Raw genomic sequence first — 14144 nt, 5'->3', positions numbered from 1 at the left:
ACAGCGAATGTGACGATAAGCCGCAATATTTATGGAAAAGGAAGGAAAACAGCCCCGAAAAGGGGCTTTTGATCTCCAAGAGCGTCTGGATTCGTCTTCCTGCCCGATAGCCGGGAAGGGAGAGGAGAGGGGCGCCAGGGCTAGAGCGCGCGTCCCGCCGCTGCCGTTCCGCTGCTGGCGCTCAGCAGATTCAGCAAAGACTCGTTGAACAGGGCCGGCTCATCGTAGAGCATCGCATGGCCGCTTTCCTCGAAGCGGATCATGGTGGAGCCGTGGATGCGCGCCTTGGTCTCCTCGGCCAGCTCGAACGGGCAGATCTCGTCCTTGACTCCATGGAAGATCGTCGTCGGCACGCTGATGTTCGAAAGATCATGCCGCAGGTCTTCGTCGCGGAGCGATTCCATGGCCCGTATCGTGCCATGCGCGGTCGCTTCCAGGCAAAGCATCATCATATAGGCCTCGAATGGAGGCGAGGGCTTCTTGTGCGTGAACTTGGTGCCGAGGTCGCTGATCATGGCCGGGCGGTCGCGGTAAGTGTTGTCGATCATCTCGTCGACCATCTCCGGCGGCGTGCCGTAAGGGAAACTCTCGGATTGCGTGAAGCGCGGCGCGGCGGCGCCCGCCAGAATGAGGCGCTCCACGCCATGCTGCCGGTGGCGGCTCATGTACCGTACGGCAATGGCTCCGCCCATCGAGAAGCCGAGCAGGGTGAACGACGCGAGGCCGAGCTTGTCCACGACGGCCCTCACGTCATCCGCCATGCGGTCATAATCATAGCCTTCCCATGGGGAGTCGGATTTGCCGAAGCCGCGGAAATCGATGCCGATGTAGCGGTAGCCGTTTTTCGGGAGAAGCACGGATTGGGTCTCGAACATGCGCTGGCTGGCCTGCCAGCCGTGCAGGAACACGACCGGATGTCCTTGGCCGAGATCCTCGACGTACAAGCGGACGTTCGGCTCCGCTTCGATATAGATTCCCATTGGTAAAAACCTCCTTGAGATCTTGTGTTTTAGTCGGGCTGTATCTTGCAGGGTCGGGAAGGATGCGAAGTGAGCTTGCATGTCCCCTTCTTACCCGGCTGGGCGCATGGCGACGCGCCGGCTCCGGTTCCCGGCGGGAGATCGAGTCCGCCTGAACGGTGGAGGCAATTCCGGAGCGGGCGTCGATCCGGGACTGGCCGGCGGGATCGTGCAGGATGCCGATTCGTGCTACAATGGAGGAACGAGTGTTCGCAGAAGAAGACGGAGAGGGGACGGCGCGGATGGAACGGCTTGAAGCGGAGGAAAGCGGAACGGATGCAGGCGGACCGAAGCAGGCTGCGGAAGCGCCGGCAGACCCGAAAGCTGCAGATGCGGCAGAGGCGCCGGAAGCGGCAGAAATGCCGGAAGCGCTGGGGAAACCGGAAGAGGCACAAACCGCGCCGGCGGTTCGAATCGCGGTGAGGGCGCTGGCCGAATATGCATGCCGCAGCGGCAGCATCGAGGCCGGCTTCCGCAGCCTGACGTCCTTGACGGAAGGGACCCGGATCCACAAAGAGGTTCAGGCCGAATATGGAGAAGGCAGCGAGCGCGAGGTGTTTCTGCGCATGGAGATGGCCCTGGGCGGCGTGGATTGGACCGTGGAGGGACGCTGCGACGGCTTGCTCGCCGAAGAAGGCGGTCCCGTCATCGACGAGATCAAGTCTACCTCCGGGAGGCTGGAGGATCTGGGAGAGGAAGGCCACCGGGTCCACTGGATGCAAGCCAGGGGCTACGCTTATATCTATGCCGTTCAGCAAGGCCTGGAACGGATGGACGTTCAGCTCACCTACGTGCAGGTCGACTCGGGGGCGGTATCCCGGATCCGGCGGAGTTTCGCGCTGGACGAGCTGCGGGAGGGAATGGTCTGGATGCTGGAGCAGTACGCTCCTTTCGCCCGGATGCTGCGCCGGCATCGTCTGGAACGGAATGCCAGCCTGGAGCGGCTGGAGTTCCCGTTCCGAGGCTTCCGTCCCGGTCAGCGCAAGCTGTCCGCCGCCGTATACAAGACGCTGGAGGATAAGGGAGGGCTTTTCGCCAAAGCCCCTACCGGCATCGGCAAGACGATGTCGGTGCTCTGGCCCGCTGTGCGCGCCCTCGGAACGGGTGCGGCTTCACGGCTGTTCTATCTGACGGCGCGTACGACGACGCGGGCTGCAGCCGAGGATGCGGTCCGCCGCATGGAAGAGCAAGGATTGAAGCTCCATGCCGTCACGCTGACGGCAAAGGAGAAGATCTGCCTGCAGGAGACCGTCAGCTGCCGCAAGGAAGACTGCCCGTTCGCGGACGGATACTACGACCGGATCAACGGCGCGATGCTGGATTTGATGGAGCATGAGACGCTGATGACGCGCGAGGCCATCGAGCGGTACGCGCTCAAGCACCGGGTGTGCCCGTTCGAATTTTCCCTTGAGGCGGCCTATGCCTCCGATGCCGTCATCTGCGACTACAACTACATCTATGATCCCAAGGTATCGCTGAAGCGGTTTTTGGCCGAGCAGGCCAAGGGAACCGCGCTGCTCGTCGACGAGGCCCATAATCTGCCCGACCGCGCCCGCTCCATGTACAGCGCGGAGCTGGATAAGGCGCCTTTCCTGGCGCTTCAGCGGGCTTACAAGGGCTTGTCCGCCGGACTGTCCGCCGCTGCCAAGGGCGTCAACGCGGCGTTCATCGCTCTGCGCAAGGAAGCGGAGGCTGGAGCTGCCGCGGGCGGCGGAGGGCTGCGTCCGGCAGGTCCGGGCGCCTATGTATCGGAAGCTCCTCCGCAGCAGCTGCTGGAATCGGTCCATGCGTTCATCGCGCAGGCGGAGCCGCATTTGGCGGCAGGCGGGGATGAGAGCGGAGCGGAGAACGCGGCGATGCTGCTCGAAGCCTACTGGGCAGCCAAAGCGTTCGCAGCTGCCGGGGAGTGGATGGACGAGCGGTTCGTTGCGATGGCCGAGCTGGCAAGGGGCGGCGTGAAGGCGAGAATCATGTGCCTCGATCCATCCCATCTGCTGCAGCAGACGGGCAAGGCTTACGGAGGACGCGTGTTTTTCTCCGCGACTCTGTCGCCGCTGCCCTTCTATATGGATCAGCTCGGCGCCATGGAGGAAGACCGTTCCTTGACGCTGCCGTCCCCGTTCGGACGGGAGCAGCTTGAGGTCCGCCTCGTGCCGCTGTCCACGCGTTATGCCGACCGCGGCGCCACGCTCCAGCCGCTCGCCCGCCTGCTGCTTGACGCCGTACGGGAGAAGGGAGGCAACTGGCTCGCCTTCTTTCCCTCCTATGCTTATATGAACGCCGTATACGGACAGCTTCTGCTGGAATTGAATTCCGGCAGCTTCGACGCGCTGCATGCATCAGAAGAGGCTGCCGATGCCGGAGAGCCTGCGGAAGAAATGCTGTTCCCTGCGCATGCGGGGAACCAAGGCGAGAAGCGGGGCTTGCGGCTGCGCCTTCAGAGGCCCGACATGGACGAGGAGGCGAGGGACCGCTTCCTCGCCGCTTACCAGCCTCCGGAGCCCGGGAGCGATGCCTTGCTCGGCATGGCTGTCATGGGCGGCATCTTCTCCGAGGGCGTGGATCTCGCCGGCGAGAGGCTGGAGGGTGTCGCGGTCATCGGAGTCGGGCTTCCCCAGCTCGGCCCCGAACGCGATCTGCTTGCCGCCTACGAGAAGAAGCAAGGACGGAGCGGCTTCGACTACGCCTATGTCTATCCCGGCATCAGCAAGGTGCTGCAGGCCGGCGGGCGCCTCATCCGCTCCGAGAGCGACACCGGCGTCCTGCTGCTCGTGGACGACCGCTATCTCCAGCCTCGCTACCAGCGGCTGCTGCCGGAAGAATGGCGAAGCGAAGGGGCGGACTAAGAAAAGGGACGAGGCGGAGCAAGCCGGTGATCAAGCAGCCCCGCTACCAGCGGCTGCTGCCGGAAGAATGGCGAAGCGAAGGGGCGGACTAAGAAAAGGGACGAGGCGGAGTAAGCCGGTGATCAAGCAGCCCCGCTACCAGCGGCTGCTGCCGGAAGAATGGCGAAGCGAAGGGGCGGACTAAGAAAAGGGACAAGGCGGAGCAAGCCGGTGATCAAGGCTGGTTCCACTCAGAAGAAGCCTGCTTTCTTTTTTCTACGACCCCGCCAGTTCCAGCGAATGGCTGTTGCGGCCCCCCTCGGGGCTCTCCTTGAATCCAAGGGAACGGTACAGACTTGCCGCCGGCTCGTGTTCCGTGTACAAGGTCAGCTTGTCGTAGTTCTTTTGCGCTGCCGCAATGAGGGCCGACATGAGCTGCTTCGCGACTCCGTTCCTGCGGTATTCAGGACGCACATACACCCGCCTTACCCTGCCTATCCGGCCGCATTCCGCATACGGATCCCGATTCAAGCCGCCAATGCCGATGATCGACGTGCCTTCCCATGCGGCAAGCAGCATTTCCCCCGGCTCCGCGAACCGGTTGGCGCCGTTCAAGTAGTCATTCGCGAGCCTTTCCATATGGCGGTGGCCTTCTTTATTGGCCAGCCTCGCCAGCTCCAGCAGCTCCGGATGGAATTCCGTCAGTTCTCCGATGCGCATGGAATCACTCCCCTTCAAACGATGTTGTTGACACAAGATCAAGGGTGCTCCTTCGGTCGATGAATAGAGAGCCCGCAGCAGCGATGTTGATCTGCATACGGGCTCTATTTTTATGCAAGTATGGACCGGAGAATTGTAATCGTTCTATTGTAAAAATCACTTTGTGGATCAATCTCGCCAATCACAACTGCGTTTCGAGCGTCTAGATCGACCGATCGAGCATGATTCGGAATTGCCCCACCACAGAGTTCCGTCCAATCCGACTTTCCCACGAGCTTCCCGTTGACGCGTTAGCCATTATGATTCCATCCGAGACAACAAGTACCGGACGATACGAGGCTTGTTCCTGTCCCTTAGTAGGATTCAGGCTTAAATATACAATGCTTCCGCGCTTCACGTCACCGGTAATGCCCATTAATCGATCTCATCCCCCACGGGTTCCCAGCGCTCCTCTTCGTCTTCATATCCCTCCATTTCATCGGTGACTTGGGAAACTAAAGACAAATAAAACGCTCTCAGACTCTCTTGGTCATCAGCTGCGGGATAAACATGTGGCTGAACGAAGAAACCTGCGTCGGAGGGGAGGAATTCGATCTCAACACCATCAGCGAATTTGTACATTTTCGCCACATCGGCGGGGATCCGCAATGCCAAGCTATTTCCCCAAGTCTTGATCACACCTCGAGCCAATGGTTCTGCTGCCAGCTTCAGATGAATCACCTTGCTTTCATCCAGATTTTTTTGTCCTTGTTCCCTGACGTCCTGCGGCCCCGCCACGGGCATGTTCCCCGGTCCCTTCGTTCTCAATTGTTCTTACGGCTCATATCCTGCAAGTACAAGCTTTGAAAACTTATCTTCATGCCCGCCTGCGGACAAGCAGGAAAATCCGGATGGAAAGAGAAATAGTCCTGATCAATAATTATACCGTATGGTTAATTATTGATCATGGTTAAACCTTCCTCTATGTCTATTTGGGGCCTGGGAGATCGGATAATGGGAGCGGTGATGGGATGGTTGTGGGGAAAAGGGCTGCCGTAATCGGCGCCGGACCGGGCGGGCTGGCGGCAGCGATGCTGCTGGCCGCCCAGGGTGTGGACGTGACTGTCGTGGAGAAGCAGCCCTATGTAGGAGGGAGAACCTCGGGACTGCGTCTGGGAGCGTACAGCTTCGACCGCGGGCCGACGTTCCTCATGATGCTTCCCGTCATGGAGGAGCTGTTCCAGCGCAGCGGGCGCAGGCTGCAGGATTATGTGGAGCTGAAGCGCGTCGACCCGCTGTACACGCTGAAGTTCGGAGAGAAGGAGTTTTCTCCCGGCGGCAGCCACGAGGACATCGCGGAGCATGTCGAGGAGCTGTTCCCGGGCAATGGGGCGAACTACCTTAGGTTCATGGAGCGCGAGCGCAAAAAGCTCGCCGGGCTCATGCCGCTGCTGCGGCAGCCGTTCTCGCGGCGGTCCGACTATCTGTCGGGAAGGATGCTGCGCGCGCTTCCGAAGATGGATGTGCTGGACACCGTCCACAGCCGATTGTCCAAGTATTTTACGGATGAGCGGCTGCGCTGGGCGTTCTCGTTCCAGTCCAAATACCTCGGCATGTCGCCTTGGGAATGTCCCGGAGCCTTCACGATGCTGAGCTTCCTGGAGCATGAATACGGGCTCTACCATCCTGTCGGAGGCCTGCACCGGATCTGCGAGGCGATGGCGCAGGTGGCGCGCGAGCATGGAGGCGTCATCCGCACCGGAATCGGGGCCGAACGGGTCCTGCTGAGAGATGGCCGAGCCGTCGGCGTCCTCCTGGAGGACGGGACGGTCGTGGAAGCCGACGATGTCGTCATCGGCGCCGATTACGGACATGCCGTCAGCACTCTGTTCGAGCCGGGGGAGCTCCGCCGTCATGCGCCGGCCAAGCTGGTGAAGAAGAAGCTGAGCCTTTCCACGTTCATGCTGTATCTGGGCATAGGGGCTCCGCTCCGGCTTCCCCACCACAAGATCGTATTCGCCGAAGATTACCGCCTCAATGTGGATGACATGACCAAGCGGCTCCGGCTGTCGGAAAACCCGTCCGTCTACATCCATAATCCGTCGCGGCTGGATCCAACGTTGGCTCCGGAAGGGAAATCGGCCGTGTATCTGCTGATGCCGGTGCCCAACAACCGGTCGGGAATCGATTGGGAGAGGGAAGCCCCCGGCATCCGCAGAAGGATGCTGGACGTTCTCGCCCGGGAGAGCGGCCTGGCGGAGGTCGACAGCCTCATCGAGGAGGAAAGGATGCATACGCCTGCGGACTGGGAGCGGGAGTCGTTCGTCTACCGGGGAGCAACCTTCAATCTCGCCCACAGCCTGGATCAGATGATGTATATGCGGCCGCATAACAAATTCCAGGATGCGGAGCATTGCTTCCTCGTCGGCGGAGGCACCCATCCCGGCAGCGGCCTGCCGACGATCATGCAGTCGGCGATGATCAGCTCGGAGCTTCTGCTGAGGCAATACGAACGGCAGGCGCGTACGGATGCTCATGCGCCGCTGCAGGCGAGGAGGGCGGAGCGATGAGGATTGCCGTCATCGGAGCCGGAGTCGGCGGGCTGGTCTCGGCGCTGCTGCTGCGCCGGCAGGGGCATGACATCGACGTCTACGAGAAGGAGGCGGTGCCGGGAGGACGGCTGGCCTACGAAGCCGACGAGTCGGGCATGTACCGGATCGACCGGGGGCCGACGATCGTCCTGCTGCCGGATCTGCTGAGGGAGATTCTCGCCGAAGCCGGAGTGCCGGACGATGCCTTGCAGCTGCTTCGCTGCGATCCGCTGTACGATTTCTACTACCCGGACGGAACGCGCTGGACCAAGTGGCAGGATAGGGGACAGCAAGAGGCCAATCTGGAGAGAACGTATTCCGGCGGAGGGGCTGACTTCCGGCGGTACATGGAGGATATGGAGGAGCTGTTCGAATACGGCTTCGATGCGTTCCTATCCCGTTCATTCCCCGGCATCCGTTCCTTCCTGACGCCCGCCAACCTGAAATTCCTGCTTCGCTCGCGAGCCTACCGGGCTATCGATCCTTGGGCCGGCTCCTACTTCCGCAGCCGCCGGATCCGCGAGGCGTACTCCCTGCAGTCGCTGTACATAGGAGGATCGCCGCAGGAGACCCCGGCTCTGTACGGCTTGATTCCTTACAGCGAGCACAAGCACGGAATCTGGTATCTAAAAGGCGGATATGCCGGATTGGCGCCTGTGCTTGGGCAGGCCTGCGCCGAACAGGGCATTCCCATCCGTTGCTCGGCTCCGGTGGACAAGGTTGTCGTGTCGGGCGGACGCTGCACGGGCATACGGACCGGCGGGGAGGAGCTCAACTATGATGCGGTCGTGTTCAATGGAGACTATCCGGCGCTGGCCGGGCTGCTGGAAGGATGGCGCGGCAAGCCGCGCCGCTTCCGCCCATCCTCCGGCTGCCTGCTCATCTATGCCGGGGCGGCGAGGCGATGGGACCATGCCGGCGTCCATCAGTTCTTCCTGGGCGAGCGCCACGGAGACCATATGAAGGATCTGTTCCGCCGCGGACGCCTGTCCGAGGAGCCCTCCTTCTACATGTTCAACCCTGCTGCAGTCGACCCGGATGCCGCTCCCGAGGGACATAGCGCGCTCTACTTCCTCGTCCCCGTGCCGGCCGACGAGGCTCTGGATTGGGACGGTGCCGGCGAGGAGCTGGCCGGGCGCGTGCTGGAGCGGGCCGAGAGGCTGCTGCTCCCCGGCTTGCGGGACAGCATCCGCTGGCGCCGCATCCGGACGCCGCGCGATGCGGCCCGCGACGGCCTTTACCGGGGAGGCAGCTTCGGCATCGCCCCGGTGCTGACTCAGTCCGGCAACTTCCGTCCCCAGGTCAAGCCGCTTCCGATCGAGGGACTGTATGCGGTCGGAGCTTCGGTTCATCCCGGCGGCGGCATTCCGATCGTCATGCAAGGCGCGCGCCTGCTCGCCCAGCAAATCGCAAAGGAGCTGGAACCATGTTGAATCCGCGGCTGGCCGCCTCATGCGAGGAGGTCATGAAAAGAAGCTCGGCCAGCTTTTACGAAGCCTTCCGCTTGTTGTCCTCTCCACGCCGCGAGGCTGTCTTCGTCATCTATGCCTTCTGCCGGATGATCGACGATTCCGTGGACGAGCCGGACAAGGCGGACTACAGCCTGGATGAGCTGGAGGCGCTGTTCGGCAAGCTGGACGAAGCCGAAGGCCACTTCATCTGGCCTTCCCTGCGCTGGCTGATGGCCAGCTTCCCGATCGCCAAGGAGCCGTTCCTGACCCAGATGAGCGGACAACGGCTGGACCGTGTCCAGACCCATTACGATACGCTGGCGCAGCTGGAGGATTACTGCTACCGCGTAGCCGGCTCCGTCGGCGAAATGCTGCTTCCCGTCCTCCACGAGAGCCCGGACAGGGAGATCGTCGAGGCGGGCATATGGCTCGGCAAAGGCATGCAGATCGTCAACATCATCCGGGACGTCGGAGAAGACCGCAGTCTTGGAAGGCGGTACATCCCGCTCGAACTGATGAAGCGCTGCGGGTATTCGGAGGAGCGGTTCGCAGCCGGAGAGGTGGACGCAGCGTTCCGCCGGCTGCTCGGCGAGCTTGCCGGGACGGCCCGGCAATGGTTCGGGCGCGGCCTCGCCCATCTGTCCTCGTATCCCCAGGAGAGCGCGTTCGCTATCCGCCTGGCCGCTCATTACTATTTTGCCATTCTCCACGCGGTGGAGGAGAACGGATACGATGTCTACGGCAAGCGGGCGTATGTGAGCGACGAGGCCAAGAAGACGATTCTCCGGGCCGTGATGGCCGATATGGCCGAGGCGGAACGGGAAGCCGCCGATCCGGGGGAAGGCTTTACGGCAGGGGAGGAAGCCGGGATGCAGCACTCATCTCCGGAGAGGCTGGCTCAATGAGCCGCCCCGCGCAGGAGGAGACATTCCCCGTCCATCCTTCCCGGAGAACGGAACGGGAGGAGCCGACGGACAACGGCCTGCAGGATCGCCAGGGAAGGCAAGGAAGCCAAGAACGGCAAGGAAGCCAAGAACGGCAAGAACGGCAAGAACGGCAAGAACGGCAAGAACGGCAAGAGCGGCAAGAACGGCAAGAACGGCGAGGGCGGCAAGAGTGGCGAGAGCGGCAAGAGCGGCAAGAACGGGCATCGGGGGGGTGGCAGTGGGCCGCTCTTTGGCGGCTTGCGTCCGCTTATCCCGTTACCGCTCTGTTCGCCGTCTGGTACTCCGTCGGTTTCCTGCTCATGGTGTTCGCCGAGGTGCCGAAGCCGCTTGAGTTCTCCAATGGCGTGTTCCTGGTCCTCTACGCGCTCTGTCTGTGCGAGCTGGCTGCGACCGGAATAGGCGCAGCCCGGAAGCATCGGGACGAAGCTCTTGCCCGGCCGGTCGGCTGGAGCCGTCTCGCTCTGTCCGCTGCCGGCATCGCGGCAGGCACCTTCGCGGTCGAGTATGCGGGCGTGCATACCGGGTTTCCATTCGGCTCCTACCGCTACGAAAATACGCTGGGATCGCTGCTCGGCGGCGTTCCGTGGACGATGGGGCCGGCATGGGTCGGAGTCATTCTGAACGGCGCCCTCCTGTCGGCCTTGGGGGGCAGGCTGGTCCGCGCCCTGGAGACGGGGGCTTGGGTCGTGCTGCTCGATCTCGTGCTCGATCCTGTCGCGGAGGCGCGGGGATTCTGGCATTGGCAGGACGGAGGAGTCTACTACGGCATTCCGGCCGCTAATTTTGCCGGCTGGTTCGTCGTCGGGGCGCTCCTGTCCCTGCTGCTTCCGTCCGGCAAGGTGCTCGCTTCAGCCCGTTTTGCCGCGCTGCGGGTCATGCAGGGAATGCTGCTGCTGTTCGGGCTGCTCGCGGCCAAGGCAGGCATGCTGCCTGTGCTTCTGCTGTCGCTGGCGGTCATGGCAGCAGCCGAAGGGAGGGTCCGCTTTGATTCAAGCCGATAAGAAGACATGGTTCCGGCGGTTGTTTTTCCGCTATCAGAAGCATTACCTGTTCCCGCGATACCTGCATGGCCTGTATGTATCGGGCGACATGGAAGGCGACAGGGAGGGAACAAACGGCAGCGGCGCTGCCGTCCCCGTTCTCTATGTTTGCAACCATGTGTCCTGGTGGGACGGGCTTGTGCTGTTCCAGCTGACGGAGCAGCTGTCCCGGCAGGACCATTACATCATGATGGACGAGCAAGGCCTCCGAAACTATCCTTTCTTCCGGAAGATCGGGGCATTCTCGGTCAACCGCAGCCGCCCGCGGGACATGCTGGAATCGTTGGGCTATGCGGAGAGCCTTCTGCAGGCGGGGGCGCCGGTGTGGGTCTTCCCGCAGGGAGCCATCATGTCTCCGGACGCGGACATCCGGGCCGCAAGCGGAATCGGCCATCTGATGCGCCGGGCCGGGCAAGCCGAGCTCAGGCCGGTCACGCTCCGCTATTTGCTCGGCGATCACCAGAAGCCCCTTGCGGCGGTCCGCTTCGGCGAGCCGATCCGGCGGGATTGGGGCGGCATGGACCGCAGCGAGGCCGCTTCCGAGGTCGAGGCTCTGCTCCGGGATCAGGCGGCCGAGCAGCGGCGGATTCTTGCGGAATGCCCGCTGCCTGGGACCGGGAACGGATACGAGGCAGTCTGGGAAGGCGGCAGGCGGACGACAGCGGAACGGTACCGGAAGCTGAAGGAGGGGATCGGGCCATGGCAGCCTTTCTCGCGGCATTGACGGGCGCGCTCGTAGTCCAGCTGCTGTTCGTGCTGTGGAACCGCCGCTACCATGTCGAGCTTGGAGAGCCGGACAAGCACAGGGGGAGCGGGCAAGAGGCTGGAGGCCGGAACAAGAAGGACGCCGTGAGCCGGGTCGGAAGCGCCGAAGCCAGAGCAGACACGTACTCTGAGGATTACGAAGTAATGCCGAGTGATATCTCTATTCTCGTACCGGCCCGCAATGAAGAAAGGAATATCGGAGATTGCCTGCAAGCGCTGCTGGCGCTGCGCGGACGGCCGCATGAAATTCTGGTGCTGGACGACCATTCGGAGGATGGGACGGCGAGCATCGTGAGCAGCATTGCCGGCGATCCGGACATGGGCGTCAAGCTTCTGCAAGGCGGACCGCTGCCGGAAGGCTGGATGGGCAAGTCCCATGCTTGCTCCCAGCTGGCGCAAGCCGCTTCGGGCCGGTGGCTGCTGTTCGTGGACGCGGATGTCCGGCTTGGTCCGGACGCGCTGGAGGCAGCCGCGGCGGAAGCCTCGCTCCAGCGGAGCGGACTCGTCAGCGGATTTCCCCGGCAGGAGACAGGGGGCTGGATGGAGCGGCTCGTCGTATCGATGATGATGTTCACGATTTTGAGCCATCTGCCGCTGAGGCTTGTTTCCCGCTCGGACGATCCGCGATTCGCCGCCGCCAACGGCGCTTTCATTCTCGTTGAAGCCGGGAGCTACGATCGAATAGGCGGGCATGAGGCCGTCCGGGAATCTCTATTGGACGATATGGATCTGATCCGCCAGGCGAAGCGCCGGGGCGAGCCGGTACGGCTGGCCCGGATCGACCGGGTGGCTTCCATGCGGATGTACCGCAGCCCCGGTGAAGTATGGAACGGCTACCGCAAAAACCTGTTTCCGGGCCTCGGGAGAAGCTTTCCTTTGATGGGATTCGTTTTCTTGGCCTATGCGCTGCTCTATCTGGCGCCTCCGGCCGCCCTGCTGGGCGGCATGACGGCATGGGCCGTCTCTGGAGCGGCTCCTCTTTGGCTGGGATGGGCCGCGTCCGCGGCGGCGCTCGGCATGGCGGTGAAGACGGCAGTCGACGTATCCAGCGGACTTTCGGCATGGTACGGAATCTTCGTGCCCGCCAGCATCGTCTTGACGATTCTCATCGGCCTGGATTCGGCGCGGATCCATTATGCCGGAAGCGGCTACGAATGGAAAGGCAGGCGGTACGCATGAAAGGAGGCCGAAAAGCCGTCGTCGTCGGCGCCGGCCTGGGAGGGCTCAGCTGCGCGATCCATCTGGCCCTGCAGGGATGGGGCGTGACGGTCGTGGAGAAGGAGCCCCTTCCCGGCGGCAAGCTGCAACGCGTGGAGAAAGCCGGCTATCGGTTCGACAACGGCCCGAGCACAATGACGATGCAGCCCGTATTCGATGCGGTGTTCGAGGCTGCCGGACGGCGCAGAGAGGATTATGTCGAGTTCTATCCGCTCGATCCCGTCGCACGCAATGCCTTCCATGACGGAACGATCGTGGACGTCACCGGCGACATCGGGCTCATGGAGGAGCAGATCGCCCGCTACAGTCCGGAGGATGCGCTGAAGTACCGGCCGTTCATGAGGGAAAGCGCCCGCTTGTATGAGCTGGCTTCCAAAGAGTTTCTCAGCCGCCTCGTGCTGGATTGGCGGGACAAGCTGCAGCCTTCGCTGCTGGCCGGCTTTGGACGGATTCGTCCGTTCACCCCGATGAGCCGGACCATCCGGAACTACTTCCGCCACCCTCATACATTGGCGATGTTCGGGCGTTATGCGACCTATGTCGGCGCATCCCCGCAGCGCGCTCCATCCATCTTCAATATGATGGCCCATGTGGAAGCCGGCCAAGGGGTGTTCGGAGTCAAGGGAGGCACGTACTCCATTGTGGCGGCTTTCGCGAAGCTGGCCGGAGAGCTTGGAGTCGCCATCGCGGCCGGCGATGCGGCCAAGGAGATTCTTATTGCCGGAGGGAAAGCGGCCGGCGTAGAAACCGAAGGCGGCAACCTGTGGGAGGCCGACGCCGTCGTGGTCAACGCCGATGCGCTGGCGGCCGTGCCCCGTCTGATCCCGGACCATCCGGGGGCTTCCCGGATGAGCGGCCGGCTGCATAAGCTGGAGCCGTCCGTCAGCGGATTCGTTCTGCTGGCAGGAGTCGAGAGGGACTACCCGCAGCTTTTGCATCACAATGTCTTTTTCCCCGAGCGGTACCATCTCGAATTCGACGACCTGTTCCGCAAAGGAATTCTGCCGGAGAAGCCGGCCGTCTACGTCTGCCGCTCCGGCGGAGGGGCCGGTGCGGGCGAAGGCGCGAGGTCGAGCCTGTTCGTGCTGGTCAACGCTCCTGCGCAGCGCGACGGTTATTCCATGGAAAATAGGAAGGAAGAATATGCCGCACGCATTCTGGGCTTGCTGGAAGACCGGGGCCTGCAAGGCATCGGCGCGGCTGTCCGGCGGGAAGGAGGCTTGCTTCGGATCCAGACGCCGGATGACCTGCAGCGCCGGACCGGAGCTTGGAGGGGGAGCATCTATGGCATGTCGTCCAACGGCTTCCGCCAGTCCTTCTTCCGGTACCCGAGCAAGGATTCCCGCCTTGGGAGATTGTGGTATGTCGGAGGCTCGACCCATCCGGGCGGAGGCACCCCGATCGTGACGATCGGCGGGAGGCTGGTGGCGGAGCGCATCGCGAAAGAAGGGGTGCGAGCGGGATGGGCATGACGCGGGTCTCGAGACGGACATAAACGAGATGGGCATGATCACGATGCGGCCCCAGCCCAGCAGCAAGCGGCGGCAGGACCCGGGGAAGCACCTTCCGCCGGGTCCTTGGCATGCATG

General features: G+C 62.7%; 13 protein-coding genes. 9 read left to right on the top strand and 4 right to left on the bottom strand.

Features of this window, described 5'->3' with window-relative positions; all coding sequences use genetic code 11:
* Positions 1 to 140 precede the first annotated feature (140 nt).
* On the bottom strand, positions 141 to 980 hold the full coding sequence (locus tag AC06G8_RS21580; protein WP_480283909.1) for an alpha/beta fold hydrolase: 840 nt from the start codon (positions 978 to 980) through the stop codon (positions 141 to 143).
* Positions 981 to 1059: 79 nt separating this feature from the next.
* Here AC06G8_RS21580 and AC06G8_RS21575 point away from each other — a divergent pair, with 79 nt between their 5' ends.
* On the top strand, positions 1060 to 1275 hold the full coding sequence (locus AC06G8_RS21575; RefSeq protein WP_480283908.1) for a hypothetical protein: 216 nt from the start codon (positions 1060 to 1062) through the stop codon (positions 1273 to 1275).
* A complete protein-coding gene (locus AC06G8_RS21570) occupies positions 1262 to 3865 on the top strand; it encodes a helicase C-terminal domain-containing protein (protein WP_480283907.1) in 2604 nt (867 codons plus the stop codon). The genes AC06G8_RS21575 and AC06G8_RS21570 overlap by 14 nt, the downstream gene beginning before the upstream one ends.
* Positions 3866 to 4120: 255 nt before the next feature.
* Here the strand turns inward: AC06G8_RS21570 and AC06G8_RS21565 are convergent, their stop codons facing one another.
* From AC06G8_RS21565 to AC06G8_RS21555, 3 genes are all read right to left on the bottom strand, one after another.
* Complete coding sequence (locus tag AC06G8_RS21565) at positions 4121 to 4564, bottom strand: GNAT family N-acetyltransferase (protein ID WP_480283906.1); 444 nt, start codon at positions 4562 to 4564, stop codon at positions 4121 to 4123.
* A gap of 202 nt (positions 4565 to 4766) precedes the next feature.
* Positions 4767 to 4979: a type II toxin-antitoxin system PemK/MazF family toxin gene (locus AC06G8_RS21560; RefSeq protein ID WP_480283905.1), complete on the bottom strand. Its 213-nt coding sequence runs from the start codon at positions 4977 to 4979 to the stop codon at positions 4767 to 4769.
* The gene (locus AC06G8_RS21555; protein ID WP_480283904.1) at positions 4979 to 5347 is read right to left on the bottom strand and encodes an AbrB/MazE/SpoVT family DNA-binding domain-containing protein; all 369 of its coding nucleotides are present in this window, start codon (positions 5345 to 5347) and stop codon (positions 4979 to 4981) included. Before AC06G8_RS21555 ends, AC06G8_RS21560 begins: the two co-directional genes overlap by 1 nt.
* 227 nt (positions 5348 to 5574) lie before the next feature.
* On the opposite strand from AC06G8_RS21555, the gene AC06G8_RS21550 reads away from it, so the two are divergent.
* From AC06G8_RS21550 to AC06G8_RS21520, 7 genes are read left to right on the top strand one after another with little or no spacing between them, the layout of a single operon-like run.
* Entirely contained in the window at positions 5575 to 7113 is a 1539-nt protein-coding gene (locus tag AC06G8_RS21550; RefSeq protein WP_480283903.1) for a phytoene desaturase family protein, read from the top strand.
* Positions 7110 to 8567 carry a phytoene desaturase family protein gene (locus tag AC06G8_RS21545; RefSeq protein WP_480283902.1) on the top strand — a complete coding sequence of 486 codons (1458 nt, stop codon included), beginning with the start codon at positions 7110 to 7112 and terminating at the stop codon, positions 8565 to 8567. Before AC06G8_RS21550 ends, AC06G8_RS21545 begins: the two co-directional genes overlap by 4 nt.
* A complete protein-coding gene (locus AC06G8_RS21540) occupies positions 8561 to 9490 on the top strand; it encodes a phytoene/squalene synthase family protein (protein WP_480283901.1) in 930 nt (309 codons plus the stop codon). Before AC06G8_RS21545 ends, AC06G8_RS21540 begins: the two co-directional genes overlap by 7 nt.
* The gene (locus tag AC06G8_RS21535; protein ID WP_480283900.1) at positions 9487 to 10533 is read left to right on the top strand and encodes a carotenoid biosynthesis protein; all 1047 of its coding nucleotides are present in this window, start codon (positions 9487 to 9489) and stop codon (positions 10531 to 10533) included. The genes AC06G8_RS21540 and AC06G8_RS21535 overlap by 4 nt, the downstream gene beginning before the upstream one ends.
* Positions 10517 to 11296 carry a lysophospholipid acyltransferase family protein gene (locus AC06G8_RS21530; protein WP_480283899.1) on the top strand — a complete coding sequence of 260 codons (780 nt, stop codon included), beginning with the start codon at positions 10517 to 10519 and terminating at the stop codon, positions 11294 to 11296. The genes AC06G8_RS21535 and AC06G8_RS21530 overlap by 17 nt, the downstream gene beginning before the upstream one ends.
* Positions 11272 to 12516, top strand: coding sequence for a glycosyltransferase family 2 protein (locus AC06G8_RS21525; RefSeq protein WP_480283898.1), 1245 nt, complete (start codon positions 11272 to 11274; stop codon positions 12514 to 12516). The genes AC06G8_RS21530 and AC06G8_RS21525 overlap by 25 nt, the downstream gene beginning before the upstream one ends.
* Entirely contained in the window at positions 12513 to 14027 is a 1515-nt protein-coding gene (locus tag AC06G8_RS21520) for a phytoene desaturase family protein (RefSeq protein ID WP_480283897.1), read from the top strand. The genes AC06G8_RS21525 and AC06G8_RS21520 overlap by 4 nt, the downstream gene beginning before the upstream one ends.
* The last annotated feature ends 117 nt before the right edge of the window (positions 14028 to 14144 follow it).

Source organism: Paenibacillus sp. SJS-P3 (genome assembly GCF_056711585.1).
This window is presented reverse-complemented; position numbering and strand designations above follow the sequence as displayed.

Bases quoted from the DNA above. Each gene is read 5' to 3' on its own strand.
- AC06G8_RS21520 (WP_480283897.1), top strand. From the start codon at position 12,513: ATGAAAGGAGGCCGAAAAGCCGTCGTCGTCGGCGCCGGCCTGGGAGGG.
- AC06G8_RS21570 (WP_480283907.1), top strand. From the start codon at position 1,262: ATGGAACGGCTTGAAGCGGAGGAAAGCGGAACGGATGCAGGCGGACCG.
- AC06G8_RS21560 (WP_480283905.1), bottom strand. From the start codon at position 4,979: ATGGGCATTACCGGTGACGTGAAGCGCGGAAGCATTGTATATTTAAGC.
- AC06G8_RS21540 (WP_480283901.1), top strand. From the start codon at position 8,561: ATGTTGAATCCGCGGCTGGCCGCCTCATGCGAGGAGGTCATGAAAAGA.
- AC06G8_RS21555 (WP_480283904.1), bottom strand. From the start codon at position 5,347: ATGCCCGTGGCGGGGCCGCAGGACGTCAGGGAACAAGGACAAAAAAAT.
- AC06G8_RS21580 (WP_480283909.1), bottom strand. From the start codon at position 980: ATGGGAATCTATATCGAAGCGGAGCCGAACGTCCGCTTGTACGTCGAG.
- AC06G8_RS21535 (WP_480283900.1), top strand. From the start codon at position 9,487: ATGAGCCGCCCCGCGCAGGAGGAGACATTCCCCGTCCATCCTTCCCGG.
- AC06G8_RS21550 (WP_480283903.1), top strand. From the start codon at position 5,575: ATGGTTGTGGGGAAAAGGGCTGCCGTAATCGGCGCCGGACCGGGCGGG.
- AC06G8_RS21565 (WP_480283906.1), bottom strand. From the start codon at position 4,564: ATGCGCATCGGAGAACTGACGGAATTCCATCCGGAGCTGCTGGAGCTG.
- AC06G8_RS21525 (WP_480283898.1), top strand. From the start codon at position 11,272: ATGGCAGCCTTTCTCGCGGCATTGACGGGCGCGCTCGTAGTCCAGCTG.
- AC06G8_RS21575 (WP_480283908.1), top strand. From the start codon at position 1,060: ATGTCCCCTTCTTACCCGGCTGGGCGCATGGCGACGCGCCGGCTCCGG.
- AC06G8_RS21545 (WP_480283902.1), top strand. From the start codon at position 7,110: ATGAGGATTGCCGTCATCGGAGCCGGAGTCGGCGGGCTGGTCTCGGCG.